The following is a 22,697-nucleotide window of genomic DNA, read 5'->3' on the forward strand; positions in this document are numbered from 1 at the left end:
TGCGTGTTTGCGCTCTCAGAGCTTCACGAAGATCCAGACGATCCCCGCCAGCGCCGCCAGCATGAGTCCGAACTTGGTGAGCTTGTAGGCCGTCTTGTTCCATGCCTTGAAACGGCGGCGGTACTGGCCTGCGTAGAACGAGATCTTGAACAGGCGGCTGATCAGCCCGCGCGGGTCGCCTTCGTTGTTGGGCGAGCTTGCGGCGGCCACGACGTTCTTGCCAAGCCAGCGGTTGAGCCATTGCGCGAAGCCGTTGGTCATCGGGCGCTCCACGTCGCAGAACAGCACGATGCGGTTGCCGTCGGTGCGGTTTTCGGCCCAGTGCATGTAGGTCTCGTCGAAGATCACGCCTTCGCCTTCGCGCCAGCTGTAGGGCTGGCCGTCCACCGAGATCATGCAGCGGTCGTCGTTCGGCGACAGCAGGCCGAGGTGATAGCGCAGCGAGCCCGAATAGGGGTCACGGTGCAGGTTGAGCTTGGCGCCCGGCGGCAGCTCGGCGAACATCGCCGCCTTCACCGTCGGGATCTTCGCGACGAGCGAGGTGGTCACCGGGCACAGTTCCATGGCCGAGGGATGGGCGTCGCCGTACCACTTGAGATAAAAGCGCTTCCAGCCGGTCTTGAAGAACGAGTTGAAGCCCGCGTCGTCATTGTTCGCGGCGGCCTTGATCTGCATGTTCCTCTGCAGATTGACCGCCTCCTCGCGGATCTCGCGCCAGTTGGCTTGCAGCGGCTCCAGCTCGGGGAAGGTGCTCACCGGCAGATACGGCGTGCGCGGCACCTTGGAGAAGGCGAGCATGAACACGTTGATGGGCGCGGTGAAGGTCGAGTGATCGAACAGCTGCCGCAGCGCCTTGTGCCGCACCTTGCCGCGCAGGTGCATGTACAGGCCGCACAGCGGGAAGAGAAGAAGGACGAAAAGAAGAATGAATTTCCAGGCCATGGGAGCACCGCGTGGGTCTTGCGCGGGCCCGAGGCCCGTCAGCGTCTGATGGACGGCCCGGCCGGGGCGGCGGGCGAATTCGGCCATCAGGGCTGCCAGTTTAGCGGTTTGACCGCGACCTGTGGATGGGGCGCGTTTCAGCCGGCCCGCGCGCCTACAGCAATCGCGTCCCCAGCGGCACGTCCTTGTCCGGCACGCACAGCGCCACGTCACCATCCGCATTGTGAAATCCGGTGACGAGGCATTCGCTCATCAGAGGGCCGATCTGCTTCTTGGGGAAGTTGACGACGGCGACGACGAGGCGGCCCACCAGCGCCTCGGGCTGGTAGAGCGTTGTGATCTGTGCGCTCGACTTGCGCACGCCGAGCTCAGGCCCGAAATCGACCTGCAGCCGGTAGGCCGGTTTGCGCGCTTCCTTGAACACTTCGGCCGACACGATGCGCCCGACGCGCAGCTCGACTTTCATGAAATCGTTCCAGCTGATTTCTTCCATGATGTGCATGACTCCTTTGATGCCTCGAATCTAAAGCCGTGGCATGCTCCCATTTGTAGAGCAACGCTTGAGCTTTCTTCCTGCATTTACCTCGGACAAGCGCAAACGCGTATCCTTGCGCTCTTCTATGAATCCATTGCACTTGTTTTTACCTTGCGCCGCGGGCGTCGAGGGTTTTCTGGCGGACGAAGTTCACGCCATCACCGGCTACAGCGGCCACGACCTGATGGTGGCCCGGGGCGGGGTGCTGGTGCGCGGCAGCTGGCGCGATGCCATGCTGCTCAATCTGCACAGCCGTCTGGCGCAGCGCGTGCTGGTGCAGCTGTCGCAGACCATGTACCGCAGCGAGAACGATCTCTACCGCGCCGCCAGCGAGGTGGCGTGGGAGATCTGGTTCACCACGCGCGAGACCTTCAAGATCGAGATGACGGCGCAGCACTGCCCGCTCACCAGCCTGAATTTCGCCGCGCTGCGCGTGAAGGACGCGATCGCCGATCGCTTCCGCGCCAAGAAGCAGGACCAGCGCCCCAGCGTCGAGACCCGCCACCCGGACGTGCGCGTGCACGTGCACCTGACGACCGACGAGGCCACGATCTACATCGACACCTCGGGCGAGGCGCTGTTCAAGCGCGGCTGGCGCGAGGACAAGGGCGATGCGCCGCTCAAGGAAACGCTGGCCGCGGCGATGATCGCCGCCACCGGCTGGGACCCGCACGGCAACGACCCCCAGCCGCTGTACGACCCCTGCTGCGGCTCGGGCACGGTGGTGATCGAGGCCGCGCAGATCGCGCGCCGCATTCCGGCGGGCATTCTGCGCCGCTTCGCGTTCGAGAAGCTGGTGCCGTTTCAGAAGCATGTCTGGGACGCGATGCTCGACGAGGCCGAGGCGCGCATCCTGCCCGGGAGCCCGGTGGGCATCTACGGCTCGGACATCTCGTTTCGCATGGTCGATTTCGCGGGCAACAACGCCGAGCGCGCCGGCGTGGCGGAAACCATTCAGCTGCGTGGCGGCGATGCCCTGCAGCGCATGCCGCCCTGCGAGCAGCCGGGCCTGATGCTGCTGAATCCGCCCTACGGCGAGCGCATCGCGGCGGCCGGTTCCGCCGGTCGCAATTCGCAGGAACGCATGGACGTTGTCGAGCGCTCGGGCCGTGAAACCGCGCAGACCGAGGACGGCGTCGAGTTCTTCAGCCAGCTCGCGTCGCACTGGAAGAAGAACTACAGCGGCTGGAGCGCCTACATGCTCACGCCCGATCTCAAGCTGCCAGGCAAGATGCGCCTCAAGGAGTCGCGCCGCACGCCGATGTGGAACGGCCCCATCGAATGCCGACTGTTCCGCTTCGACATGATCAAGGGCGCGGTCAAGCAGCGCAAGCCGTCGGAAGGCGCTGCGGACGGCGGAGCAGCGGCGCGATGAAGATCGTTCTTCGCTGGCCGCAATGCAATGACGGTTATGAGGGCGCCACACCGCGCCCGCTGGTGCTGGACACCAACGTGGTGCTCGACATGCTGATCTTCGACGATCCGCACATCCCGCCGATCCGAGAACTGGTGGCCGAGGGCCAACTGCGCTGGATCGCAGACCAGGCCCAGCGCATTGAGCTCGAGCGCGTGCTGCAGTACAGCCAGATCGCGCCGCGCGTGGCTTTCTACGGCAAGACGGTGGAGGGCGTGCTCGCGGCGTTCGACGCGGCGGTCGAGTACCTGCCTGAGGCGCCGAAGATCCGCTTCACCTGCACCGACCCGGACGACCAGCATTTTCTGGATCTGGCGAGCGCGCATCAGGCTTTGCTCGTGAGCAAGGACAAGGCGGTGCTCAAGCTGCGCAAGCGTGTTGCGCAATATTACGGCGCGACCGTCGGTAATATCGTGGAATACGACAAAGTCGCCAAAGCCGATGCGATGGAGGAAGCGGCGCTGGCCGACTGAGATCGCCCGACTCTTTCAGATTGAACGAACATGAGCGCCCCCATTTCCACCAGCCACGATACGCCGTCACCGGTTCAGGTGCGGGACCACTGGGTCCAGACGCCACAGGGCCGCATGTTCGTGCGCGCGTGGTCTCCCGCCGGGGGCGGCACGCTGGCGCCCATCCTCATGTTCCACGACTCTTTGGGCGCGGTGAGCCTGTGGCGCGATTTCCCGCGAGCGCTCAGCGTGGCGACCGGGCGTACGGTCTACGCCTACGACCGGCTCGGTTTCGGCCAGTCCGACGCGCGCACGGACCAGCCTTCGCTGCATTTCGTGTTTGAAGAGGCGGGCAAGCATTTCCCCCGGCTGCGCGAGCAGCTCGGCATCGAGCGCTTTGTCGTGCTCGGCCACAGCGTGGGCGGCGGCATGGCCGTGTGCTCGGCGGCATCGGCGCCGCAGGACTGTGATGCGGTGATCACCATCGGCGCGCAGGCGTTCGTGGAGGAGTGCACCAAGCAGGGCATCCGCGAGGCGCAGAGCGTGTACTCCGATGCCACGCAGTTCGCACGCCTGGCGCGCTACCACGGCGACAAAACCCGCTGGGTGCTCGACGCGTGGATCGAAAGCTGGCTGCACCCCGACTTTGCGGACTGGTCCATCAAGGAGCAACTGCCGCTGCTGCGCTGCCCCACGCTCGCACTGCACGGGGAACTGGACGAGTACGGCTCGTCCATTCAGCCCGAGATCATCGCGGGCCTGAGCGGCGGCGAACCCTCGCGCATGGTGCTGCTGCGCGGGCTGGGGCATGTGCCTTACCGCGACGACGAGGCCCTGGTGGTCGCCCATATCGCCGATTTTTTGCGGGAGCACGCCGCCCGCTGACAGAGGGCGGTGTTGCGCAGCAACCACCCAAGGCACGCTGGGCCGATCCGCACGGAGGGGCCGGATTCTCCTAAAATTCCCTCAGTTCTGTGATTGACGGGCGCTTGGCGCCCATGGGGACGACCCCGGGCGGCAGCCGATTCAAAGCGGCCGCACTTGCGCACTCACTTTTTTCCTTCTGGGACGACCCGGTCACTCTCTTTTTTCAAGGAGTCTGTCATGGCATGGGTCTATCTTCTTCTCGCGGGTCTGCTCGAAATCGTCTGGGCGTTTTCCATGAAGCAGTCGCACGGTTTCACGCGGCTGTGGCCGAGCGTCATCACCATCACCACCATGATCGCGAGCTTTGGCTTGCTGTCGGTGGCGATGCGCAGCCTGCCGCTGGGCACGGCCTACACGATATGGACCGGCATCGGCGCGGTGGGCGCCTTCGTGGTGGGCGTGCTGTTTCTGGGTGAGCATCTCACGCTGATGCGGGTGGGCGCTGCGGTGCTGATCGTCTCGGGGCTGGTGCTGATGAAGCTCTCTTCCAGCTGAGTCCGCTCTGACACAATTTTTGACCTATGCGGCGCAGGCCTGGAGGGCCAGTCTCCGCAGGGCCACCTCACTCGGCGTACAGTTCAGGGATGGCGCACAAAAGGCGCTAAAGTTTTGTCCTTGATCCATTCCAGCCAATTGTTTCCTTTCACACTGCCATGTCCAATCTGATCGTGCACGGCGGCAAGCCGCTGCGCGGGCGCATCACGCCGTCCGCCAACAAGAACGCGGTGCTTCCCATTCTCTGCGCCACCTTGCTCACCTCCGAGCCGCTCAAGCTGATCGGAGTCCCGGACATCACGGACGTGCGCAAGATCCTCGACATCTACCGCGAACTCGGCAGCGACGTGCAGTGGGACCGTGAGACCGGCACGCTGTCGCTGCACCACAAGAACACCCATTTCGACCCGGCCAAGCACCATCTGCCCGAGGAAATGCGCTCGTCCATCATGCTGGTGCCGCCGCTGCTCGCGCGCTTTGGCGTGGCGCGGCTGGAGGACAACGTCAAGGGCTGCACGCTCGGCGTGCGCGAGATCGATCCGCACGTCGAAGTGTTCCGCAACTTCGGCGGGCTGGTCGAGCGCTCGCTGGGCTCGCTGCTGATCCACCGCGACGGCCCGCTCAAGGCCGTCAAGCACTGGCTGGACTACGCCTCGGTCACGACGACCGAGAACTTCGTGCTCTGCGCCGTGGCGGCCGATGGCACCTCGACGCTCAACAACGCCGCATCCGAGCCCCATGTGCAGGAGTTCTGCCGCTTCATGCAGATGCTGGGCGCGCAGATCAAGGGCATCGGCACCTCGCGCGTCACGGTGATCGGCGGCGCTCCGCTGGGGGGCGGCGAATTCCGTTTCGACGAGGATTTCCACGAAATCACCACCTTCCTCGCACTCGGCGCCATCACGGGCGGCGACGTGATCGTGAAGAACTCCGCGCCCGACAATTTCCCGCTGATCGACCGCACCTTCGCCAAGTTCGGTGTGCATGTGGAGCACAAGGACGGCTGGTCGCGCGCATGGCGCGACGGCCCGCTCAAGGTGCAGACCCCGTTCACGAGCAACACCTTGACCAAGGTCGAGGCCGCACCGTGGCCTTATTTCCCGGTCGACCTGCTGCCGATCTTCATCGCGCTCGGCGTCTCGGCCGAGGGCAACGCGATGTTCTGGAACAAGGTCTACGACGGCGCGCTTGGCTGGACCGGAGAGCTCTCCAAGTTCGGCGCCCACGTCTTCTCGTCCGACCCGCACCGCATCATCACCTTCGGCGGCAGCAAGCTCGCGCCCGCCACGGTGGAGAGCCCCTACATCATCCGCGTGGCGATCGCGCTGTTCATGGTGGCCGCCAGCATCCAGGGCCGCAGCGAAATCCGCAACGCCACCCCCATCCGCCGCGCCCATCCCAGCTTTGTGGAAAACCTGCGCAGCCTCGGCGCCCAGGTGGAGTGGACCGAAGAGGAATGATCCATCCCTGATGGCGGTGGCTGAAAGCGGCCCTTGCTCCTGAATGCGGGCAAGGGCCGCTTCGTTTTGAGAGCGCCTGGAAATTTTCTAAGTAGTAACCCTATGAGTCTGGATGGCATTTGTAACCGTCGGATTGGTGCAAACCCTATATCGGTTTATACTTAGGTTCATAGGGTAAACACTTGGTTTCTTCCCTAGCAAAAGCGATGTACGAGATGCACACCGCAATTTGCCCTCTAGGCATCTCATGGAGTCACACCATGCGTTACGTTATCGAATCGTTGATCGAATTCATTCAAGAAGCTCGCGAAGCTCACCTGGAAATCGCGAACCAGTAAATTCGCGTGTTGCCGCATCGCAGTGTCTTGCGATGCGAACAACGAGAGTCAGGCTCCACCGTTCATGCGCTGGAGCTTTTCTTTTGCCCGTTTCCGTTGGATCTTTGACTAGAATTTGGGAAATCGAGACGCGGGTCTCATACTCAAAACAATCAAAGGCCATCCATGAATTCCGAAGCAGACGGCAAACTGGTCAGTGCGCTGGTGCGCGGCGTGTCCATCCTCGGTTGTTTCTCCAACAAGCGTCAGGAGCTCAGCGGCAAGGAGCTCATGGACCTCACGGGCCTGCCCAAGCCCACGCTGTTCCGGCTGACCGACACGCTCTGCGAGCTGGGACTGCTGCGGTATTCGGAGCGCCTGTCCAAGTTCGTGCCGGGGATCGGACTGCTCAATCTCTCATCGCCCGTGCTCGCGCGCATGCATCTGCGGCAGTTTGCGCGTCCGCAGATGATGGAGTTGGCCAACCACATCGGCGGGCAGATCCAGATCGGTGTCGGCGCGGGCCGGACGCTGGTGCTGGTCGAGCTGGCCAATGGCATGGACAACAAGGTGTTCACGCCGCAGATAGGCGTCGGCATGTCGCTCTCGCGCACCGCTACGGGCCGGGCGTATCTGCTGTGCCTCCCCGAAGCGGAGCGAGAAGCCTATCTTGCGGAGCTGGCCGAGCGCGAACCGGAGCGCGCCGTGCAGTTGCGCGAGCGACTGGCGGACGCGCGCGAAGACCTCGCCACCCACGGCTTCTGCCGCAGCCATGGTGATCTGCACCGCGAGATCCAGTCGATCGCCGTGCCGCTGTCGCAGCCCATCGACGGCGAGCGCTGGGTGATCGCCGCCTCCGTGCCGACCTACAACCCCAAGAGCCGCGAACTGGAGTCCGACGTGGGCCCGCGCCTGATCTCGCTGGTGCGATCGATGGAGGGCGTGCTCGGCGCGTCCAGCCTCTACTAGAACGACGCTTCGCCCGAACCACCCACAAGAGGAGACAAGACAATGAGCAAAGTACTCGACAGAATCCGTGTTCTGGAAATTGGCGGGCTCGGCCCCGGGCCGTTCTGCGCGATGCATCTGGCCGATCTGGGGGCGGACGTGATCTCCATCGTGCGCGAGGCCGAAAACACCGGCCCTACCGGCACGCTGCTCAATCGCGGCAAGCGCTCGGTGTTCGCCGACCTGAAGAGCGAGGCGGGCAGGCAGCTCGTGCTGACGCTCGTCGCGAGCGCCGACGTGCTGATCGAAGGCATGCGGCCGGGAGTGATGGAGCGCCTCGGCCTCGGTCCCGAGGAATGTCTGCGGGTGAATCCTGAACTCGTCTACGGCCGCATGACCGGCTGGGGCCAGGACGGGCCGCTCGCGCCGCGCGCCGGGCATGACAACAACTACGCATCGGTCGCGGGCGCGCTCTGGGGCTGCAGCCCGGCGGAGGCCCGTCCCGTGTCCTCGTTCGCGATGGTCGGCGACATCGGGGGCGGTGCCCTGTACCTCATGACCGGCCTGCTCGCGGGCATCATCCAGGCGCGCCGCACCGGCAAGGGCACGGTGGTGGACGCGGCCATCGTCGACGGCTCGGCCCACATGCTCAACCTCGCGCTGAGCGCCCGCCAGCGTGGCATGGTCGCCGACGAGCGTGGCCAGAGCATGTACGACAGCTCGCCGTTCTACGAAACCTATGTCTGCGCCGACGGCCACCACATCACCATCGGCGCCATCGAGCCGCAGTTCTACGCGCTGCTGCTCCAGACGCTGGATCTCACCGACGATCCGGACTTCTCCACAGCCCAGCACGACCGCGCCATGTGGCCCAAGCGCCGTGCGCGCCTGCAGACGATCTTCCTGCAGCAATCACGCGCGCACTGGCAGTCGGTCTTCGAGCCCACCGACGTGTGTTTCGGCGCGGTGCTGAGTCCGCTCGAGGCGTCTCAGCATCCACACCTGCGCGCGCGTGGCGTGTACAACGAGCAGGGCGGTGTACTCCAGGCCGCGCCCGCGCCCCGGTTTGATGGGCAGGCCTACGAGACGCCCGAGGCGTGCAATGCGGGAGCGCATACGCAGGCGGTGCTGGATGCCCTCGCGCATGGCGACATGCAGAAAGTCTGGCGACGCTGACGTCGGGAGTCGCCAGCCAGGTTCGCATGGCGCATGAAACTGGCGCGGCCGCTGCAAAGGCAGCCGCGCTGAGATCGTCAATACGCCGTCGGGGGTGTTCCTAGTCCAGTTGCAGATGCTGGCTCGTGATCAGCTCACCCCATGATTTCTGATCGTCGTTCACCATCTTGTTGAACTGCGCCTGCGACATGCCCCCGGGGCGGCCGCCGAGTTCGCGGTAGCGCTTTTGGACCTCGGGGGACTGGAGCACGGCGATCAGGTTGTCGGTGAGTTTTTTGACGATCTCGGGCGGGGTCTTGGCGGGCAGGAAGAAGCCCATCCAGCCGACCTTGTTGAAGTCGGACATGCCCAGTTCGGTCATGGTGGGCACGTCGGGCAGTTCGGGCTCGCGGGTGGCGCCGGTCACGGCGAGCGGGCGCAGCTTGCCGTCCTTGATGTGGGCGAGCGACGCGGTCATGTTGTCGAACATGAATTGCGTCTCTCCGCTCACCACGGCCATGGTGCCCGGCGCGGAGCCCTTGTAGACGACGTGCACGACGTCGGTGCCCGTGCGCTGCTTGAACAGCTCGCCCATGAGATGCGTGGTCTGGCCGACGCCAGCGGACGAGAACGCGAGCTTGCCGGGCTCCTTGCGGGCGGTGTCGATGAGCTGGGGCAGGGTCTTGATGGGCGACTTGACCGGCACGACCAGCACGTTGGCGAACGAGATCATGTCGGTGAGCGCGACGAAATCCGTGGGCTTGTAGCTGAGCTTTTTGTATGCCGTGTAGTTGATGGCGTTGGAGCCCGAGTTGCCGACGAGCACGGTGTAGCCATCGGGCTGGGCGCGCGCGACGAAGCCCGAACCCAGCGAGCCGCCCGCGCCGGGCTTGTTGTCGACGACGATGGGCTGGCCCAGACGCTCGCCGAGCTTGAGCGCGAGAAAGCGCGCCGGGATGTCGGTCGATCCGCCCGCAGCGCCGGGAATGACGAAGGTGATCGGCTTGCCTGGCCAGGCAGTGTCGGCATGCGCGATCCACGGTGCGCTGCCGAGAATCGCCGCGATGGCGCAGAGCGCCTTGCGGCGCGAAGGGGGCGTGGTGCCGGTTCTCATGCGTGTCTCTCCTCTTTGCATTGATGAGTTGGGTGAAAAGTCACTCTCCGCACGCATGGAACAACGCCGGCCATCAGATGCGATGGCCGCGCCTGGCGTGCGTCACATGCCCTTCCAGGCGGGCTTGCGTTTCTCCGCGAAGGCGGCGGCACCCTCACGGGCGTCCTGCGACGCGAACACCGGGTTGGTGATGCTGGCCTGCTTGTCGAACATTTCCTCGCGGCTCCAGTCCACCGATTCGGTGACCACCTGCTTGCTCGCGACCAGAGACAGCGGGCCATTGGCCGCGACGGCGCTGGCCAGCTCGATGGCGGCGTCCAGCGCCTGGCCGGGCTCGACGAGGCGGTTGATCAGTCCGTTCTGGTGGGCGCGTTCGGCGCTCAGCATGTCGCCGGTGAGGATGCATTCCATCGCGACGTGGTAGGGCATGCGCTTGGGCAGGCGCAGCAGGCCACCGCCAGCGGCGGCGAGGCCGCGCTTCACTTCGGGCAGGCCGAACTTGGCGGCGCTCGATGCCACCACCAGATCGCAGGCGAGCACGACCTCGAAGCCGCCCGCGAGCGCATAGCCCTCGACCGCAGCGATGATCGGCTTGCGCGGTGGCTTGATGGTGATGCCGCAGAAGCCGCGGCCGGGAATCGTCGGGCGCTTGCCCTGCAGAAAGCCCTTCAAGTCCATGCCCGCGCAGAAGGTGCCGCCCGCGCCGACGATGATGCCCACCGAGAGCGCCGGGTTCGCGTCGAACGCTTCAAGCGCGGCGACCATGGCCTCGGCCATTTCCAGCGTCACGGCGTTCTTCGCCTCGGGGCGGTTGAGCGTCATGATCTGCAGGTTGCCGCGGATCTCGACGATGAGGGGAGTGGTATCTGACATGGTGAAGCGTCTCCTGAAAAGTGAATGCTTTGGAACGTAGATACGTTCTCAGCGCGGCTGCATGCGGATCGCGCCGTCAAGGCGAATGGTTTCGCCGTTGAGCATGGGATTTTCAAGGATATGCAGCGCCGTCAGTGCATATTCATGCGGCTTTCCGAGACGTGGTGGATTGGGGACCGAGGCCGCGAGCGACTGGCGGATGTCCTCGGGCAGCTTGGCGAGGATCGGTGTGTCGAACAGGCCCGGCGCGATGGTGCAGACGCGGATCATCTTGGTGGCCAGATCGCGCGCCGCGACAAGGGTCATGCCGATGATGCCGGCCTTGGCCGAGGCGTAGGGAATCTGCCCGATCTGGCCTTCGTAGCCTGCCACCGAGGCGGTGAGCACGCAGACGCCGCGCTCGCCGTCGATGGGTGCGTTCTTTGCCATCGCCGCTGCCGAGAGGCGCAGCGTGTTGAAGGTGCCGATGAGGTTGATGCGCACGATGTGGGTGTATTTCTCGAGCGAGCCGGGGCTGCCGTCCTTCTCGACCAGCCGCACCGGGCCGCCCACGCCCGCGCAATGCACCAGCGCGCGGAACTCGCCGAAGGCTTCTGCGGCGGCGATGGCGGCCTGCATCTGATCGCCGTCGGCCACGTCGGCCCTCACGAACGTGAGTTGACCCGCGTACCGCTGCTGCATTGCCGCTCCGCGCTCTTCATTGAGGTCAACGGCCACCACATTCAGGCCGCGCTCCAGCAGCGAAATCGCCGTCGCTTCACCGAGTCCCGATACGCCGCCAGTGACGATGGCGGTCATTCCCTTTTGCAGTTTCATCTCACATTTCCTCCATCAGTGCATGACGCTTAAACCCCAGCGGTCCGTCGAGCCAGCGGCAGCCGCGCAAGGGCCGCCCCGCCACGCTGGCTGCGTTTCCCTCCCGCGCAGCGAGAGAGGGGGAAGGCGCAAGGCGCCTCAGGGGGTGATTTCAATAATGGTTGCGTTGGCCATGCCGCCCGCTTCGCACATCGACTGGATGCCGTAGCGCTGGCCACTGTCCTCCATCGCATGCAGCATCGTGGTCATCAGCCGCACGCCCGAAGCGCCCAGCGGATGGCCGAGCGCAATCGCGCCGCCGCGCGGGTTCAGGCGTTCGCCGTCTGCCCTGAGCTCCTTCTGCCACGCGAGCGGCACGGAGGCGAAGGCCTCGTTGATCTCGTAGTGATGGATGTCGTCGAGCTTCATCTTCGCCTTGGCGAGCACGCGCTGGGTGGCGGGAATCGGCGCGGTGAGCATGTACAGCGGATCGTCGCCCACCACGTCGAACGCGACGAAGCGCGCGCGCGGGCGCAGGCCGAGCCGTTCGGCCCGCTTTTCGCTCATGATCAGCATGGCGCTGGCGCCGTCGGTCATCTGCGAGGCGTTGCCCGCCGTGGTGCTCCATTGAATCTGCGGAAAGCGCGCGGAAAGCTCCTCGTTTTCAAACACCGCCTTGAGGCCCGCGAGCGTCTCGGGCGTGGTGCCCGCGCGAATGGTTTCGTCGGCGCTCACAACGCCCTTGGGCGTCTGGATGCCGACGATCTCGCGCGCGAATCCGCCGCCTGTTTGCGCCTGATGCGCACGCTGGTGCGAGCGGGCTGCGTAGTGGTCCAGATCGCTTCGCGACAGGCCCCACTTGGCGGCGACCAGATCGGCGGACACGCCCTGACCGACCAGACCCGGCGCGTAGCGTTCGTCAAAGCGCGGGCCGGTGATGTTCTTGCCCATGCGCGAGCTGCCCATGGGCACGCGGCTCATCGACTCGACGCCGCAGGCGATCACGATGTCCTGCACGCCCGCCATGACGGCCTGCGCGGCGAAGTGCACGGCCTGCTGGCTCGATCCGCATTTGCGATCGATGGTGGTCGAGGGCACATGCATCGGCAGACCCGCCGCCAGCCAGGCAAGTCGCCCCGGCGTGCCGGCCTGCTCGCCCGCCTGGCTCACGCAGCCGCAGATCACGTCGTCCACCGAACCGGGATCGATGCCGGTGCGCGCGATGAGCTGCTGCAGCACCTGCGAGAGCAGATCGACGGGATGCAGCTCGGCGAGCGCGCCGTCCGGCTTGGCCCTTGCCATGGGGCTGCGAATGGCTTCGACGATGACGGGTATGTTCATGATTAATGAGACTGAAGGTTCATTAAATTAATGATATGTTTCAGAAAAATGTATTCGGAATGGTGTTAACCCGCAGGGTTGGCGTGGATTCGGGCGGGATACTGCGCTCGCTCATTCTGAATTCGAGACTCGTGAACCGGATGTTATGAATTCAAAAACCCACGCAAGGCGCGCGCAGTGATGCAATGGCTGGCGGCTTGCAAGTAATGGAGACATTGGACGATGCACAACTTCCTGAGCTGGGCGGCCCAGCGGCCCGACAAGGTGGTCCTGATTCATGCGGAGACGCAGGAATCGTTCACGGCTGCGCGGATTGCCCGGCGCGCGCAGCGGATCGCGCAGTGGCTGGCGGCGCAGCAGTTGAAGGAGCAGGACACGATCGCGGTGTTGCTGGAGAACCGCGTCGAGATTCTTGAACTGGTGCTGGCCGCGCGCGAGGCGGGGCTGTACGCGGCGGTGATCAGCACCCACCTCACGCCCGCCGAGGTGCAATACGTCATGCAGGACAGCGGCGCGCGGATGCTGTTCGTGTCGTCCACCACCTGGCCGAGCGCGCAAGCGGCGCAGCAGGCGCTGGAGATGGCCTGCTGTTCGGTGGATGGCGATACGCCCGGTGTCCGAGCTCTGGACGACAGGCTGGCCGCTGCGGGCGCGGCACCGTTGCAGGATCTGAGCCTGCGGCCGCTGGGACGCGATCTGCTTTATTCATCAGGCACCACGGGGCGGCCCAAGGGCGTGCGCAAGCCGCTGTTCGGGCCGCAGTATCGCCATCAGACCGACCCGGAAGTGGCGAACACGCAGCGCCTCATGCAGTTCGGCGAGGACGTGGTCTATCTCTCGCCCGCGCCGCTGTACCACGCCGCGCCGCTGCGCTACACGCTGCGCGCTCTCGACTCGGGTGGGTGCGCGGTCATCCTGAGGCAGTTCGATGCGGAGTTCTCGCTGGCCTGCATAGAGCGCTTTCGCGTCACCCACAGCCAGTGGGTGCCGACCATGCTGGGCCGCATGCACAAGCTGCCCGACGCGGTGAAATCGCGGTACGACCTTTCCACCCACCGCGTCGCCATCCACGCGGCCGCGCCGTGCCCGGTGCCGCTCAAGCGGGCGATTCTGGACTGGTGGGGCGACATCCTCATGGAGTACTACGCGGGCTCCGAGGGCTGCGGCACGACGCTGATCGATTCAAAGGAATGGCGCGAGCGGCCCGGCTCGGTGGGGCGCGCGATCTCGGGCGTGCTGCATGTCGTGGATGAGGACGGCAACGAAGTCGCGACCGGAGAGACCGGTCGCATCTACTTTGAAAAGGGCGGCGAGTTCAGCTATCTCAACGACGAAGCCAAGACGCGCGAGGCCTTCAACGAGCGTGGCTGGGCGACCTATGGCGACATCGGTCATGTGGATGCGGACGGCTATCTCTTCCTGAGCGACCGGCGCGCCGATCTGATTCTCTCGGGCGGCGTGAACGTGTATCCGCAGGAGATCGAGAACGCGCTCGTCGCGCATCCCTCCGTCGACGAGGTGGCAGTGGTCGGCGTGCCGCACGAGGACTTCGGCGAGCAGCCGATGGCGGTCATCGTGCTCAAGCCCGGCCACGAAGGCAATGAGGCGCTGGCCTGCGCCATCGTCGCGCAGGCCGCGCCGGGGCTGTCGAAAGTGAAGTGGCCGAGGCGGGTGGTGTTCGAGACCCGATTGCCGCGCCTTGAGACCGGCAAGCTGCTGCGCCGCGTGCTCAAGGACCGCTTCCGCGAAGACCCGAACGCCGGCTTCGACGTGCGCGCGGCGGTTGCCAAAGCGCTTTGAAATCTTTTTCTTGAACATATCTTTTCAACGAGGTGAAGCATGCAGGAGCTGATTGAACGCAGCGTTTTTCGTGAGGATCACGAACAGTTTCGCGAGGCCGCGCGCCGCTTCTTCGACAAGGAGATCGTGCCGCACCACGGGCAATGGGAGCGCGACGGCATCGTGCCCAAGGAGGTCTGGCGCAAGGCCGGTCGCGAAGGTCTGCTCAACCCCATGCTGCCCGAGCCCTACGGCGGCGGCGGCGACTTCGGCCATGCGGCCGTGCTGCTCGAGGAGATCGCGCGCACCGGCGCGAGCGGGCTCGGATTCCCGCTGCATTCCGACATCGTCGCGCCCTACATCAACGCCTATGGCAACACGGCGCAGAAGGACCGGTGGTTGCCCAGAATGGCATCGGGCGATCTCATCGGCGCCATCGCCATGACCGAGCCCGGCGCGGGCAGCGATCTCAAGTCGGTGCGCACCTCGGCGCGGCGCGAGGGCGATCATTACGTGATCAACGGCGCCAAGACCTTCATCACCAACGGCATCAACTGCGAGATCGTCATCGTCGTGTGCAAGACCGCGCCCGAGATGGGGGCCAAGGGCGTGTCGCTGATCGTGGTGGAGGACGGCGTGCCCGGCTTCAGCAAGGGCCGCAAGCTCGAGAAGATCGGCCTCATGGCGCAGGACACGTCGGAGCTGTTCTTCGACGAGGTGAAGGTGCCCGTGGGCCATCTGCTCGGTGAAGAGAACATGGGCTTCAAGTACCTGATGCAGGAGCTCGCGCAGGAGCGCCTGGTGGTGGCGGTGCGCGCGGCCGCATCCGTCGAGGCGTTTCTGCAGAAGACGATCGACTACACGCGTGACCGCAAGGCCTTCGGCCATCCGGTGTTCGACTTCCAGAACACGCGCTTCAAGCTCGCCGAGGCCAAGTCGCTGGCCACCATGCTGCGCGTCTTTGTGGACGACTGCATCGCGCTGCACATGCAGCGCAAGCTCACGCCCGACCGTGCCGCCATGGTCAAGCTCAACGCGACCACGCTGCAGAACAGACTGCTCGACGAGTTCCTGCAACTGCACGGCGGCTACGGCTACATGACCGAATACCAGGTGGGCCGCGCGTGGACCGACGCGCGCATCGGCCGCATCTACGGCGGCAGCGACGAGATCATGAAGGAGATCATCGCGCGCACGCTGTGATGCGGCCCCCGTGTCGAAATCCGCTTTGAGAGAGTGACCAAGCCAAGGAGAGAGAGAGCATGAAAAAAGCACGTCGACAAGGCCTCAGGTATCTGCTGGCCGCCGCATTGATCGCCGCCGTTCCGTGGAGCGCGGCCAAGGCGGACACCTATCCCAGCCGACCGATCCGCGTGATCGTGCCGTACCCCGCAGGCGGCGGCACCGACATCATCGGCCGACTGATCAGCGCGCAGCTCAGCCAGCACTGGGGGCAGGGCGTGATCGTCGAGAACAAGCCCGGCGCGAGCGGCATGCTCGGCAACGACCTCGTCGCAAAGGCCCCCGGCGACGGCTACACCGTGCTGCTCGGCATCACTGCGCTGGTGCAGATTCCGTCGCTCTACAAGAAGGTGCCCTACAGGCTCAGCGACCTCACGCCGGTCTCGCAGACCGCCAAGTCTGCCGATCTCGTCATGGTGCCGCGCAGTTCGGGCATCAAGTCGCTGCAGGAGTTCGTGGACAAGGCCAAGGCCGAGCCGGGCAAGTTCAATTTCGGCTCGTATGGCAACGCCACCTCGTCGCAGCTCAACGGCGAGCAGTTCAAGATGAAGGCCGGCATCGACCTCACGCATGTGCCGTATCAGGGTTCTGGCCCGGAGATGGCCGCGATGCTGGGGGGGCAGTTGGCGAGCGCCTTTGTCGATGCGACGGGCGCCTATCCGCACATCAAGTCCGACAAGATCACCGTTCTCGCCATCACCGGGCAGCAGCGTCATCCGGCTCTGCCCGAGGTGAAGACCATGGCCGAGCTGGGCTATCCAGGCTTTGAGGCCAACGGCTGGTTCGGCTTCTTCCTGCCCGCATCGACTGCGCAGCCCATCGTCGACAAGCTTGGCGCGGAGCTCTCGGCCATCGTCAGGCAGCCGGAAATCTCGAAGCGCCTGTCCGACATGGGCCTGATTCCCGTGGGATCATCCCCGCAGGAGTTCCGCGCCGTGCTCGACAAGGACGCGGCGCACTGGAAGGCCATCGTGGACGCGGCGCGCATCAGCGTGGAGTGAGCGAACAAACGCTTTTTGCAAATGACAAGGGGCGCTCACCGTCGGGTGAGCGCCCCTTGTGTCATTTCGGCGTTGGGTTCAACGCTTGGCGCGTCGCGTCCTCAGTTGGCCTGCCGCCGCCAGCAGCATCAGCGACGCGAGCGCGTACAGCGCCCATTCGCTGAGCGTGGGCACCGGCACGGAATCACCGTTGGCGCGGGCCATGGGGATGGTCACGGTGAAGCTGCCGCCCGAACCGCTGATCACAGGCGATTTCCAGACATAGCCGGAAGGCAAGGGCAGGGTGGACGGATCGGTCTTGAGCGCCAGCGTGCAGGTGGAGCCTGCGGGGATCACCGGCGGGTTGGTCGTGGTGAGCTGGCCCGTGCTGTCCACGGTCAGCGTGCCGGTGGACGGCGCGGCTGCAGTGGGGGTGCAGGTGAGTTCGTAGTCGATGGTCTTGCCGATCAGGTCGGTCGGGAAGGTCGATGGGCCGCCGGTGATGCCGCCGCCGATGGTTGCGGCGGAGGGCGGCAGCACGGTCCAGGTGGCGACCACGGTCTGCGCGCCGGTGGCGGGGTCGGTGGTGTCGGTCAGCGTCGGCGTGGCGGAAGCGAGCGCGTAGCCGGTCGGCAGCGGACCGGGGGCGGCGCTGAAGACCACGGCGCAGTGGGCCGTGCCGTCGGCGGTGGAGGTCTGCGCGGCGCCTGCGGTGTCAAGGCCGAGCGGGGCGCTGCCCGAGGCGGGTGCTGCGTTGCAGCCGTTGGCCGCGTAGGCCATGCCGGAGCCGTTCAGCGGCGTGAAGTCACCACTGCCCGCCGTGGTCAGCTGGGCCTGCACATGGAGCTGCTTTTGCAGTGGTGCGGCGAGCAGGACGGTGTTGTTCGCCAGCGTGACTTCGGTGTTGGGCGGAGTGTTTGCGGGCAGGGCCACGGTGGGCGAGAACGCCATGCTGGCCGCGTTGGCCGGGGCCGCGAACTGCACGGCGAAAGTGGCGACCTCTCCGGGCGCGAGCGTGCAGTCCGTGTGCGACGGGCAGGCGACGGGGTTGGCCTTGAGCAGTTGCTGGCGCGATTTGGGCGTGATGGTGTGGGTGGCGCCCGCGGGTATCAGCGCGCTGAGTTGCGCGTTGGCGGCCGTCGCCGTCTGGCTCAGGTTGGTCACGATCACGTCGTAGCTCACCATCGAGCCGGCCGTGAACGGGCCAGGCAGCGTGGTGGGGTTGGTGGTCAGCTGCAGCTCGGGCGCGGTGCAGACCACCTTGGCGATGGCCTGTGCATTGGTCTGGCCTTCCTTGGTGCTGAACTGATTGGGCACGCCGGGGGTGATGGTGAGCGTGGCCGTGTGCTTGGTGTCGTTGATGCAGGCGTTGGTGGCGGGGTCGGTGGTGTCGACCCACTTCACCGGCAGCGTGATGGTGCAGCTGCCCAGATTGGGAAGGCTGATGCCCTTCACGGTGAGGCTCTTGTCGGTGTTGGTGCGCGTGGCCGCAGTGCCGCTGAGCGTGCAGTCGGTGGTGATCACGTCCGTGCCGGTGAACTGCAGGTGATCGGGCAGCGTGTACTCGACGCGACCTTCGCTGATGGTGCCGGCGCCTGCGATGGCTGTGGCGGGCGTTTCATTCTTGACGGTCAGCGTGATCGTGGCGTTCGGGCTGGCCAGCGTCACGTTCTGCGTCTCGGGCGCGGCGCTGATGGAGGCCATGCCGCCGCAGGCGCCGCCCGCCAATGCCGCATCGACGAACGCCTGACCGATGTTGCGGGGGCTCGTCGTGTTCGTAGTGTTCGGGGTGCCTGCGAACGGGCTGATGTCCACCACGGCGAAGGTGCAGACACCGTTGCCGTCGAACATCTGCTTGGACGGGAAGAACATGCCGTAGGCGCGGTTGTCGGCGATGTTGTTGTCCTGCACGCGATAGAGGATGTTCTCGTTCGGGATGTTGATCAGCGCCTGATAGTCACCACCGGCGATCTCGGGGAGCTTGGCCTGAAAGCCAGGGGCGTACAGCGTCGACACGTTGCCGTCGTTGGGGAAATTGAGGGCCGAATTCAACTTCATCGATTGGTTTCCGCCTACGTAGCCATAGGCGGGACCGGTCGTCATGCCGTTGACCATGGCGCCCGGATCGCCCGTGACCTTGGTCGCGGGTGCGAGCACCATGTCGGTGAGGCGCTTCACGTTGTAGGAGTACGCGTTTCTGTCGTTTGCGACATCGTCGCAGCATGCATCCACGAAGAACAGCATGGCGTTGGGCTTGAGCGCCGGGTCCTGCATCAACTTGGCGAGCGCCGCATAGGCCTGATTGGTCACCTTCATGTAGGTGGAGCCGACGATGACGAGGTCGTAGCGATCTCCGTTGTCCGGCTTGAAGATGGCGGCGAGGTTGTCGGGGTCCAGAAACGGTGTGGTGTCCGGCACGTAGACGACGTCCTCGTCCTGGGTGATGGCGCCGGTGGACGCGCTGCCCTGCGCATGCTCGGCAGACAGGACGCGCACCAGATTGGTCGGGGTGCTGGAGTAGCGCGTCAAGGTTGTGGGGGCGTAGCTCGCGACCTTGTCCACCACATTGCCTTGCCCATCCTTCTGCGGTGGCCGGATCGAGAGCGCACCGTACATGTACTTGACCTCGGGCGGACCGGAGACCAGCCCCGAGCCTGCATTCCCGAAGGCCCGGGCCAGGTTGTCGGACGCTTCTTCGGCGTCTGTGTTGTAGAAGGGGCCTGTGAGCGTGCCGGAGGTGCTGGCGAGCGTGAAATTTTCACCTGCCCGGCCTTCGTCCGTCGTCAGCACAAGGATCTTGGGAATGTGCGATGCAGGGGCCTGCGCGCCGGCGGCCAATGGAATCAGGCACGTTGCAAGAACGCCCAGGATCCGTCGGATCCTGCGTGCCGTGGAGTGGGTCAGAGAGTGCAGTTGCATGACGTGCCAAACCATGGTTGATGATGAGGTTGTGGTGGACCTCGTGCAGGCACTTTAGCGAGTAGCTATCGGATTTGTGTATTGAATTTGTATTATTTATTCTGTCGCAAAGAATAGTTTAATTTCTGTTGTCGAAATTTAACAATTAATAGTCATCGGCTATTAAAAGGGCGTGGATGCGCTTTTGCAGTGCGCACCGGCGGTTTCTGTGGCGCTACGCCTGGGAGCGGTCTTGTGGTTCCATCAGGTCCCACATCGCGCGCAGTCGCTCCGTATCTCGACCGAGCTTGCGGTTGGCGGGCAGGTGGCGCAGCCAGCGCATGCGCCGCAGGGTGTTGGAGAGCACCTGCTTGAACTCCGGGCTGCGCTCGGGGTGGGTGAGCCATTCCTGCCAGATGGCGCGAGCGGGCTGCAGGGCTCCCGCGTGGCTCAGGTAGACGGCGGTGGAGTGGGTGTAGCACAGCGCGTCGCGCACCTGGCAGACGCCCATGGGCAGCACGGCGAGCGGGTCGTCCTCGAAGTCGACGCAGGCCAGTTCGCCGTCGGGGCAGACCACCATGTTGCGCGCGAAGGCCTGGCTGAGCACCGTGCCAGAGCGGTGCACCTGGTCGATCATCGCGAGGCCCTGCTGCCACAGCGGCAGGATCGCGTCCGCGCCCTGAGGCACGACCGCGCGGATCACGTTGCCCAGCGAGTGCACGTCCTGATCGGGCAGGCCGAGGTGGCTCATCACGAAGCCGTCCTGCTCTTCGGCCAGCAGCTGCGGCACGCGGATGCCGCGCGAGGCAAGGTCCTTGAGGCGGCGGACCTCGGTGGCGATGGCCTCGCGCCCGCCGTGGTTGACGACGGGGCCCAGCACCGGTTCATCGAGCAGAGTGCGCAGCACGCGCAGCACACGGTAGCGCCACGCGGGCACCAGCGGGCCGGTGCGCTTGATCCAGACGCGCCGGCCATCGACGTCGTAGCGCTGGATGTTCTTGGCCTGCGTGGCCAGATGCGCTTTGAGAAAGGCGTCGAAGTCCGTCGTTGGCGGTGAGGAGTCTGGCGGCTGGGATGAGGACACGGTCGGACTGGGCGGAAAGGGGGCCGCCGTCCGGTCATCGGAGAATGGGACGGCGGCTTGTTTTGAAAATTGTCCCGAGCGTATCAGGATGCGACAAGCGATTCCTGCTTTTTCGCCGAAATCGGCGCGCTGGGCGCGAGCGGTGGCGGCGAAAACGCGAAGGTCTGCGCGCTCGCGCCCGGCCAGTACTGGCGGAAGACGTTGTGCTGCTTTTCCAGATCCCCCAGCAGCGCGCCGGGTTCCACGCGCATCACCAGATTGGAGAGCTGGCGTACCTCGGTGTCGGAGATGCGGCGCACGATGTGGTGGGCGGTGATGTCGCAGGGATGCTCCAGCCCGGCCGCCTGCACCATTTCCTGCAGCGCATGCAGCGTGGCCTTGTGGAAGTTGGCGACGCGCGTGGCCTTGTCGGGCACGACGAGCGCCTTCTGACGCCCGGCATCCTGCGTGGCGACGCCCGTGGGGCAGTGGCCGGTGTGGCAGGTCTGCGCCTGGATGCAGCCCAGCGCCATCATGAAGCCGCGCCCGGCGTTGCACCAGTCGGCACCCAGCGCCATCATGCGCGCGATGTCGAACGCGGTGATCACTTTGCCCGCCGCGCCGATCTTGATGCGGTGGCGCAAGCCCGTGCCGATCAGCGTGTTGTGCACGAGCAGCAGGCCTTCCTGCAGCGGCACGCCGACATGGTCGACGAACTCCACCGGCGCTGCGCCGGTGCCGCCTTCCGCGCCGTCGACCACGATGAAGTCGGGCGTGATGTTGGTCTCCAGCATTGCCTTGACGATGGCAAACCATTCCCAGGGATGGCCGACGCAGAACTTGAATCCGGTGGGCTTGCCGCCCGATTTTTCGCGCAGACGGGCGATGAAATGCATCATCTCGGTCGGTGTCTTGAACGCGCTGTGCGTGGGCGGGCTGATGCAGTCCACTCCCACCGGCACGCCGCGCGCGGCGGCGATTTCGGGGGTGACCTTGGGGCCGAGCAGCATGCCGCCGTGGCCGGGCTTGGCGCCCTGGCTGAGCTTCAGCTCGATCATCTTGACCTGCGGGTCGGTGGCGTTGGCGATGTATTTTTCTTCGTTGAACGTGCCGTCGTCATTGCGGCAGCCGAAGTAGCCCGAGGCTACTTCCCAGATCAGGTCGCCGCCATGCACGCGGTGGTGCTGGCTGATCGAGCCCTCGCCGGTGTCGTGCGCGAAGCCGCCGGACTTGGCGCCCTTGTTGAGCGCCAGAATCGCGTTGGCCGACAGCGCGCCGAAGCTCATGGCCGAGATGTTGAAGATGCTCGCGTGATAGGGCTGTGTGCAGGGTGATGCGCCCTCGGCCTTGCCTTCCGGGCTGCCGCCGATCCAGATGCGGAAGTCGTGCGAGGTGAGCTTGGTGGGCTGCATCGAATGGTTCACCCATTCATAGCCCTGCGCGCTCACGTTGAGCAGCGTGCCGAGCGGGCGGCTGTCGGACTCGCCCTTGGCGCGCTGGTACACGAGCGAGCGCTGGGCGCGCGAGAACGGCAGCGCCTCCTGCTCGGACTCGATGAAGTACTGGCGGATCTCGGGGCGGATGTATTCCAGCATGAAGCGGAAGTGCCCGATGATCGGATAGTTGCGCAGGATGGCGTGGCGCGTCTGCAGCATGTCCCACACGCCGAGCACCGACAGCGCGAGGCACACGCCGTAGCCCACCCACCACCAGCCACCGCCCCAGAAGCGCGCGGCGGTGAAGAACAGGCCCGTGCCAAGCAGCGCAAGGCAGAAGCTGGTGTAGCGGATCGGAACCCATGCGGGAATGCGGCGAGGGGCGAGGGTTTGACTCATCGGGCGAACGTCCGTCGTGAAGGGATGGGGGACAGTGTGCCGCAAGGTTTGAAATGGCAACAACTGTGGCTGCTTTGATGCAAGCGTATTGCAGTCGGCAGCCCAATGCCGGAGCGAAGTGAAAGACCCTTT

Annotated in this window: 19 protein-coding genes; 10 read left to right on the plus strand and 9 right to left on the minus strand. The window is 65.2% G+C overall.

The window, feature by feature from the left end; genetic code table 11:
* Nucleotides 1-15 precede the first annotated feature (15 nt).
* Nucleotides 16-942, minus strand: coding sequence for an aspartyl/asparaginyl beta-hydroxylase domain-containing protein (locus tag ISG32_RS00085; protein ID WP_194769669.1), 927 nt, complete (start codon nt 940-942; stop codon nt 16-18).
* Nucleotides 943-1,096: 154 nt separating this feature from the next.
* Nucleotides 1,097-1,435: a tRNA-binding protein gene (locus ISG32_RS00090; protein ID WP_194769008.1), complete on the minus strand. Its 339-nt coding sequence runs from the start codon at nt 1,433-1,435 to the stop codon at nt 1,097-1,099.
* 127 nt (nt 1,436-1,562) lie between these two features.
* Between ISG32_RS00090 and ISG32_RS00095 the strand changes: the two genes are divergently transcribed.
* From ISG32_RS00095 to ISG32_RS00125, 7 genes are all read left to right on the plus strand, one after another.
* Nucleotides 1,563-2,852 (plus strand): THUMP domain-containing class I SAM-dependent RNA methyltransferase, encoded by a 1,290-nt coding sequence (locus ISG32_RS00095; RefSeq protein ID WP_194769009.1) that lies wholly within the window; start codon nt 1,563-1,565, stop codon nt 2,850-2,852.
* Nucleotides 2,849-3,364 carry a putative toxin-antitoxin system toxin component, PIN family gene (locus ISG32_RS00100; protein WP_194769010.1) on the plus strand — a complete coding sequence of 172 codons (516 nt, stop codon included), beginning with the start codon at nt 2,849-2,851 and terminating at the stop codon, nt 3,362-3,364. The genes ISG32_RS00095 and ISG32_RS00100 overlap by 4 nt, the downstream gene beginning before the upstream one ends.
* 30 nt (nt 3,365-3,394) lie before the next feature.
* A complete protein-coding gene (locus ISG32_RS00105; RefSeq protein WP_194769011.1) occupies nt 3,395-4,228 on the plus strand; it encodes an alpha/beta fold hydrolase in 834 nt (277 codons plus the stop codon).
* A 219-nt stretch (nt 4,229-4,447) separates the two neighbouring features.
* Nucleotides 4,448-4,765 (plus strand): DMT family transporter, encoded by a 318-nt coding sequence (locus tag ISG32_RS00110; RefSeq protein WP_194769012.1) that lies wholly within the window; start codon nt 4,448-4,450, stop codon nt 4,763-4,765.
* Nucleotides 4,766-4,923: 158 nt separating this feature from the next.
* Nucleotides 4,924-6,225 (plus strand): UDP-N-acetylglucosamine 1-carboxyvinyltransferase, encoded by a 1,302-nt coding sequence (locus ISG32_RS00115; protein ID WP_194769013.1) that lies wholly within the window; start codon nt 4,924-4,926, stop codon nt 6,223-6,225.
* Nucleotides 6,226-6,728: 503 nt separating this feature from the next.
* Nucleotides 6,729-7,511, plus strand: coding sequence for an IclR family transcriptional regulator (locus tag ISG32_RS00120; RefSeq protein WP_194769014.1), 783 nt, complete (start codon nt 6,729-6,731; stop codon nt 7,509-7,511).
* A gap of 42 nt (nt 7,512-7,553) precedes the next feature.
* The gene (locus ISG32_RS00125) at nt 7,554-8,666 is read left to right on the plus strand and encodes a CaiB/BaiF CoA transferase family protein (protein ID WP_194769015.1); all 1,113 of its coding nucleotides are present in this window, start codon (nt 7,554-7,556) and stop codon (nt 8,664-8,666) included.
* Nucleotides 8,667-8,766: 100 nt separating this feature from the next.
* Here ISG32_RS00125 and ISG32_RS00130 read toward each other — a convergent pair whose 3' ends face one another.
* The 4 genes from ISG32_RS00130 to ISG32_RS00145 all read right to left on the minus strand — a co-directional run bounded on the left by ISG32_RS00130 (nt 8,767) and on the right by ISG32_RS00145 (nt 12,768).
* Nucleotides 8,767-9,759 carry a Bug family tripartite tricarboxylate transporter substrate binding protein gene (locus ISG32_RS00130; RefSeq protein ID WP_194769016.1) on the minus strand — a complete coding sequence of 331 codons (993 nt, stop codon included), beginning with the start codon at nt 9,757-9,759 and terminating at the stop codon, nt 8,767-8,769.
* 102 nt (nt 9,760-9,861) lie between these two features.
* Nucleotides 9,862-10,632 carry a crotonase/enoyl-CoA hydratase family protein gene (locus tag ISG32_RS00135; protein WP_194769017.1) on the minus strand — a complete coding sequence of 257 codons (771 nt, stop codon included), beginning with the start codon at nt 10,630-10,632 and terminating at the stop codon, nt 9,862-9,864.
* 48 nt (nt 10,633-10,680) lie between these two features.
* On the minus strand, nt 10,681-11,448 hold the full coding sequence (locus tag ISG32_RS00140; RefSeq protein WP_194769018.1) for an SDR family NAD(P)-dependent oxidoreductase: 768 nt from the start codon (nt 11,446-11,448) through the stop codon (nt 10,681-10,683).
* 138 nt (nt 11,449-11,586) lie between these two features.
* Nucleotides 11,587-12,768 (minus strand): thiolase family protein, encoded by a 1,182-nt coding sequence (locus tag ISG32_RS00145; RefSeq protein ID WP_194769019.1) that lies wholly within the window; start codon nt 12,766-12,768, stop codon nt 11,587-11,589.
* Nucleotides 12,769-12,990: 222 nt separating this feature from the next.
* Here ISG32_RS00145 and ISG32_RS00150 point away from each other — a divergent pair, with 222 nt between their 5' ends.
* From ISG32_RS00150 to ISG32_RS00160, 3 genes are read left to right on the plus strand one after another with little or no spacing between them, the layout of a single operon-like run.
* The gene (locus tag ISG32_RS00150) at nt 12,991-14,568 is read left to right on the plus strand and encodes an AMP-binding protein (RefSeq protein WP_194769020.1); all 1,578 of its coding nucleotides are present in this window, start codon (nt 12,991-12,993) and stop codon (nt 14,566-14,568) included.
* 39 nt (nt 14,569-14,607) lie between these two features.
* Entirely contained in the window at nt 14,608-15,750 is a 1,143-nt protein-coding gene (locus ISG32_RS00155; protein WP_194769021.1) for an acyl-CoA dehydrogenase family protein, read from the plus strand.
* 59 nt (nt 15,751-15,809) lie between these two features.
* Complete coding sequence (locus ISG32_RS00160; RefSeq protein ID WP_194769022.1) at nt 15,810-16,790, plus strand: Bug family tripartite tricarboxylate transporter substrate binding protein; 981 nt, start codon at nt 15,810-15,812, stop codon at nt 16,788-16,790.
* A gap of 78 nt (nt 16,791-16,868) precedes the next feature.
* Here ISG32_RS00160 and ISG32_RS00165 read toward each other — a convergent pair whose 3' ends face one another.
* The 3 genes from ISG32_RS00165 to ISG32_RS00175 form a co-directional block, all read right to left on the minus strand.
* On the minus strand, nt 16,869-19,688 hold the full coding sequence (locus ISG32_RS00165; RefSeq protein WP_194769023.1) for an IPTL-CTERM sorting domain-containing protein: 2,820 nt from the start codon (nt 19,686-19,688) through the stop codon (nt 16,869-16,871).
* Between the two features lie 214 nt (nt 19,689-19,902).
* Nucleotides 19,903-20,751 carry a BUD32 family EKC/KEOPS complex subunit gene (locus tag ISG32_RS00170; protein WP_194769024.1) on the minus strand — a complete coding sequence of 283 codons (849 nt, stop codon included), beginning with the start codon at nt 20,749-20,751 and terminating at the stop codon, nt 19,903-19,905.
* Nucleotides 20,752-20,834: 83 nt separating this feature from the next.
* On the minus strand, nt 20,835-22,565 hold the full coding sequence (locus ISG32_RS00175; RefSeq protein ID WP_194769025.1) for an FMN-binding glutamate synthase family protein: 1,731 nt from the start codon (nt 22,563-22,565) through the stop codon (nt 20,835-20,837).
* Nucleotides 22,566-22,697 lie beyond the last annotated feature (132 nt).

The organism is Diaphorobacter caeni, assembly GCF_015354245.1.
Lineage (GTDB): Bacteria > Pseudomonadota > Gammaproteobacteria > Burkholderiales > Burkholderiaceae_C > Diaphorobacter_A > Diaphorobacter_A caeni.

Coding starts and splice junctions, on each gene's coding strand:
- ISG32_RS00090 (WP_194769008.1), bottom strand. CDS start 1,435: ATGGAAGAAATCAGCTGGAACGATTTCATGAAAGTCGAGCTGCGCGTC.
- ISG32_RS00100 (WP_194769010.1), top strand. CDS start 2,849: ATGAAGATCGTTCTTCGCTGGCCGCAATGCAATGACGGTTATGAGGGC.
- ISG32_RS00165 (WP_194769023.1), bottom strand. CDS start 19,688: ATGCAACTGCACTCTCTGACCCACTCCACGGCACGCAGGATCCGACGG.
- ISG32_RS00145 (WP_194769019.1), bottom strand. CDS start 12,768: ATGAACATACCCGTCATCGTCGAAGCCATTCGCAGCCCCATGGCAAGG.
- ISG32_RS00130 (WP_194769016.1), bottom strand. CDS start 9,759: ATGAGAACCGGCACCACGCCCCCTTCGCGCCGCAAGGCGCTCTGCGCC.
- ISG32_RS00085 (WP_194769669.1), bottom strand. CDS start 942: ATGGCCTGGAAATTCATTCTTCTTTTCGTCCTTCTTCTCTTCCCGCTG.
- ISG32_RS00135 (WP_194769017.1), bottom strand. CDS start 10,632: ATGTCAGATACCACTCCCCTCATCGTCGAGATCCGCGGCAACCTGCAG.
- ISG32_RS00105 (WP_194769011.1), top strand. CDS start 3,395: ATGAGCGCCCCCATTTCCACCAGCCACGATACGCCGTCACCGGTTCAG.
- ISG32_RS00125 (WP_194769015.1), top strand. CDS start 7,554: ATGAGCAAAGTACTCGACAGAATCCGTGTTCTGGAAATTGGCGGGCTC.
- ISG32_RS00095 (WP_194769009.1), top strand. CDS start 1,563: ATGAATCCATTGCACTTGTTTTTACCTTGCGCCGCGGGCGTCGAGGGT.
- ISG32_RS00115 (WP_194769013.1), top strand. CDS start 4,924: ATGTCCAATCTGATCGTGCACGGCGGCAAGCCGCTGCGCGGGCGCATC.
- ISG32_RS00155 (WP_194769021.1), top strand. CDS start 14,608: ATGCAGGAGCTGATTGAACGCAGCGTTTTTCGTGAGGATCACGAACAG.
- ISG32_RS00160 (WP_194769022.1), top strand. CDS start 15,810: ATGAAAAAAGCACGTCGACAAGGCCTCAGGTATCTGCTGGCCGCCGCA.
- ISG32_RS00120 (WP_194769014.1), top strand. CDS start 6,729: ATGAATTCCGAAGCAGACGGCAAACTGGTCAGTGCGCTGGTGCGCGGC.
- ISG32_RS00175 (WP_194769025.1), bottom strand. CDS start 22,565: ATGAGTCAAACCCTCGCCCCTCGCCGCATTCCCGCATGGGTTCCGATC.
- ISG32_RS00110 (WP_194769012.1), top strand. CDS start 4,448: ATGGCATGGGTCTATCTTCTTCTCGCGGGTCTGCTCGAAATCGTCTGG.
- ISG32_RS00140 (WP_194769018.1), bottom strand. CDS start 11,448: ATGAAACTGCAAAAGGGAATGACCGCCATCGTCACTGGCGGCGTATCG.
- ISG32_RS00150 (WP_194769020.1), top strand. CDS start 12,991: ATGCACAACTTCCTGAGCTGGGCGGCCCAGCGGCCCGACAAGGTGGTC.